This is a genomic window from Kistimonas scapharcae, assembly GCF_039540975.1.
Classification (GTDB): domain Bacteria; phylum Pseudomonadota; class Gammaproteobacteria; order Pseudomonadales; family Endozoicomonadaceae; genus Kistimonas; species Kistimonas scapharcae.
In genome coordinates, this window is sequence record NZ_BAABFL010000051.1 from 1 (window position 1) to 3,374 (window position 3,374).

A 3,374-nucleotide genomic window follows, 5' to 3' on the forward strand; every position below is an offset into this window, starting at 1 on the left:
CCGGATGTCGTTAAATTCCACTTTTCTGCTTCCGTCCCCCGCCTGATCCCCCTCGTCCCCCAACCATCCCCCGGCCTTTCGTCATCATTAAACCTGCCTCTCAAGCAAAAAGGAAAAACGATGATGGATTGTTATCTCACACCGTCGGAACTGGCGCGACGCTGGAATTTTTCAGAACGTTCGCTGGGTGTCTGGCGGGTCAACGGGCAGGGACCGCGTTACCTGAAAATTGGTAACCGGATCCGTTACCGGGTAGAGGACGTGGAAGCCTGGGAGCAGGCGCATATGTACCGGCAGGTTGGACAGCCTCCGGTGGGCACGGAGGACAAGGCGCCATNGGTGCAGGAACTCAATCACGCCAGCCGGTGTTTGAAGCGTCTACACAATGCCCGTTACCTACGTCGTTTAACCCGGGCTCGTGAGATCGTCTGCTCGCTGGAGTCGGACCAGTTGGGAGGTGACGTATGAGGCTTCCCATTATTACCGCAGAGCAGCGGCAACAGGAGCACAAGGGCGTCAAGGCCGTGCTGCTTGGGCAGAGCGGTGTAGGCAAAACCTCGCAACTGTGGACGTTGCCGCCAGACAAGACGCTGTTTATTGATCTGGAGGCCGGTGATCTCGCTGTCCAGGGTTGGCAGGGGGACACTGTGCGTCCACCGACATGGCCGGATTTTCGTTTGCTGGTGGCCTTTATCGCCGGTCCTAACCCGGCCCTGGGAGAAAAACAGCCGTATTCACCGGCGCATTATCAGGCCGCCTGCGAGAAGTTCGGAGATCCGGCAGGGCTGGATAAGTACGCCATCTTCTTTGTCGATTCGATTACAGCGCTGGCCAGGCTTTGCTTTCAGTGGAGCAGTAAGCAGGCGGAGGCGTTCAGTGAGCGAACCGGCAAGCCCGATACCCGCGGCGCTTACGGGTTGCATGGCAGGGAGATGATCGCCGCGCTGAATCACCTGCAACATGCACGGGGTAAACACGTGATCTACGTGGGGATCCTCGAGGAACGGGTAGACGACTTTAATCGCCGGATCTTCCAGCCCCAGATCGAGGGCTCACGGACAGGGCTGGAGCTGCCCGGGATTGTCGATGAAGTGATCACCATGGCTAGCCTGCCGGACGAACAGGGCAACCTGCAGCGCAGTTTTGTCTGCCAGACACTCAATCCCTAGGGCTTTCCGGCCAAGGATCGCAGTGGGCGGTTGGACCAGACCGAACCGGCCCATCTGGGGAAGTTGCTCAGGAAGATTTGCCAGCCATTAGCTGAGCGACAGTTGCAGTACGCCACCAGCACACCGGCTCAACCGCAGACAGAACCCCAACAACCATCGCAACAAGGAGCGTGAAATGAATCAGTCTAACCAACAACCTAACAATGACTGGAATGACTTTAACAATGCAACAGTGCAGGAGGATTACGACGTCATCCCCAAGGGGACGCTGGCCAGGGTCCGCATGACCATCAAGGCCGGTGGCTACGACGAACCCCACATGGGCTGGACCGGCGGTTGGGCGACCCGTAGCGAGACCGGCGCTGCCTATCTCAATGCCGAGTTTGTGGTGTTGGAAGGGCAGTATGCGAAGCGCAAGGTCTGGAGCCTGATCGGTCTGCACAGCCCGAAAGGACCGACCTGGGCTGAGATGGGGCGCAGTTTTGTCCGGGCGATTCTTTGCTCATCGCGTAGGGTGCGTCAGGACGATATCAGTCCACCGGCAGTCAAGGCGCGTCGTCTGAATCACTTCGGTGAGCTCAACGGGATCGAGTTTGTGGCGCGCATTGGTGTTGAAACGGACAGCGATGGTGAACAACGCAACATCATCAAGTCCGCAATTACCCCTGAGCACAAGCAGTACCAGGCATTGATGAATGCTGTCGCTCAACCACAGCAGACGCAGTCTGGCCACCAGCCCGGTCATACCAATCCTGATTATGCCTTCCAACAGCCACCGCAGGAGTCGTACTGGGACGGGCAGTAATGGACGACGCCGGCCTTTCGGGGCCGGTTCTTTGAATGCAAGGGAGCAGAATAATGAATGAGTTAATGACACTGTTTGATCTTCATGGACACGCAGTTCGCACCGTTTCCATGTTGAATGGCAAACCGTATTTTCTGGCTCGTGATGTCGCACGGGTTCTGGGTTATGAACGACCTGATAAAGCGATAAAAGATCATTGTGTGAATTTGCTGAAAGCGTCTTTTTTGGAACTCTCCAAAATGGGGGGTTCCAGCAATTACAGACGCCTGATTGATAGCGGATACTCACATAATGAGATTGTCCGCAAACTTCAGTTTATTCCGGAATCGGATGTTTACCGTCTTGTCATGCGATCCAAACTTCCCGGTGCAGTGGCTTTCCAGGACTGGGTGTGTGAAGAAGTGCTGCCGGCAATCCGGCAAACCGGTTCCTATACCCAACCACCCACTCAACCTTCGATAGCCGTTAATCCGGATGCATTGAAGGCTGCGCAGGACTTTTATGGCTTTGTCACCTCGGTCATGCCCAATCTGGGTGATGTGTCACGACAGGCACTGATGCTGACTCTGGCCCGTGATGTGGCCGGTATTGATTGCCTGCCTTTCCCCAAAGTGGAAGAACGATTCTGGACTGCATCAGAGCTGGCCATTGAGTTCGGCACCACGCCCCAGCGTGTAGGCAGGGTAGCAAATCTCAATGACCTCAAGACTGCTGAATACGGCGAATATCGGTTGAGCAAGTCTCGCTACAGCAACAAGCAGGTGGAGCAATTCTATTACAACGCCGGTGGCCGGGAACGGCTGGCAGCGCTCCTGAATATCACCTTGAAACATTGTGCCTGATCGTTTCTTTTGACCTTGCCCTTGGTTAGTCCGACAGGGGTCGTACGCATGGATGACTGTAATGAGTGATTGGCTGGATTTTAACGACGCGCTGGTGGCTGATGAATCTGCGCCTGGGCTAGATGTGGATGAGTTGCGTCATCGCCTGCTGCCGCGGTTGCCTGAATATCTGCAAAGCCTGCTGCCTAACGGGCGAGTGTCAGGCCATGAGTTTGCGGTGGGCAATGTGGCCGGGGAGGCGGGTAAAAGCCTCAGGGTGACGCTCGGCGGTGACAACGCCGGACTCTGGAAGGATTTTGCCAGTGATGAGGGTGGCGATATTTTTACCCTGACGCAGCAAGTCTGCCAGCTGGACTTTCAGGGGGCGCTTGCGTATGCAGCCCGGTGGCTGGGGGTGGCGCCTGAAGCTAAAAAGGTCGTGCCAAAACGACAGGCGCCCATAGACGAGCTGGGTCCTGAAACCGGTTGCTGGCATTACCACGATGGCGAGGGGCGTCTTATTGCCACCGTGTCCCGTTACGATCCGCCCTCAGGCAAGGAGTTTCGCCCCTGGGATGT

Annotated in this window: 4 protein-coding genes and 1 pseudogene; all 5 read left to right on the forward strand. The window is 56.3% G+C overall.

Annotated elements, in window-relative coordinates; translation table 11 throughout:
* Positions 1 to 123 precede the first annotated feature (123 nt).
* Positions 124 to 468, forward strand: a complete 345-nt coding sequence (locus tag ABD892_RS02910; protein ID WP_425559152.1) for a helix-turn-helix transcriptional regulator — start codon at positions 124 to 126, stop codon at positions 466 to 468.
* Positions 465 to 1,169 carry an ATP-binding protein gene (locus tag ABD892_RS02915; protein WP_345193673.1) on the forward strand — a complete coding sequence of 235 codons (705 nt, stop codon included), beginning with the start codon at positions 465 to 467 and terminating at the stop codon, positions 1,167 to 1,169. The genes ABD892_RS02910 and ABD892_RS02915 overlap by 4 nt, the downstream gene beginning before the upstream one ends.
* A 175-nt stretch (positions 1,170 to 1,344) precedes the next feature.
* Positions 1,345 to 1,974, forward strand: coding sequence for a hypothetical protein (locus ABD892_RS02920; protein WP_345193675.1), 630 nt, complete (start codon positions 1,345 to 1,347; stop codon positions 1,972 to 1,974).
* Positions 1,975 to 2,027: 53 nt separating this feature from the next.
* Positions 2,028 to 2,816, forward strand: a complete 789-nt coding sequence (locus ABD892_RS02925) for a BRO-N domain-containing protein (protein WP_345193677.1) — start codon at positions 2,028 to 2,030, stop codon at positions 2,814 to 2,816.
* Positions 2,817 to 2,877: 61 nt separating this feature from the next.
* A pseudogene (locus ABD892_RS02930) lies at positions 2,878 to 3,374 on the forward strand (AAA family ATPase); the annotation flags it as partial.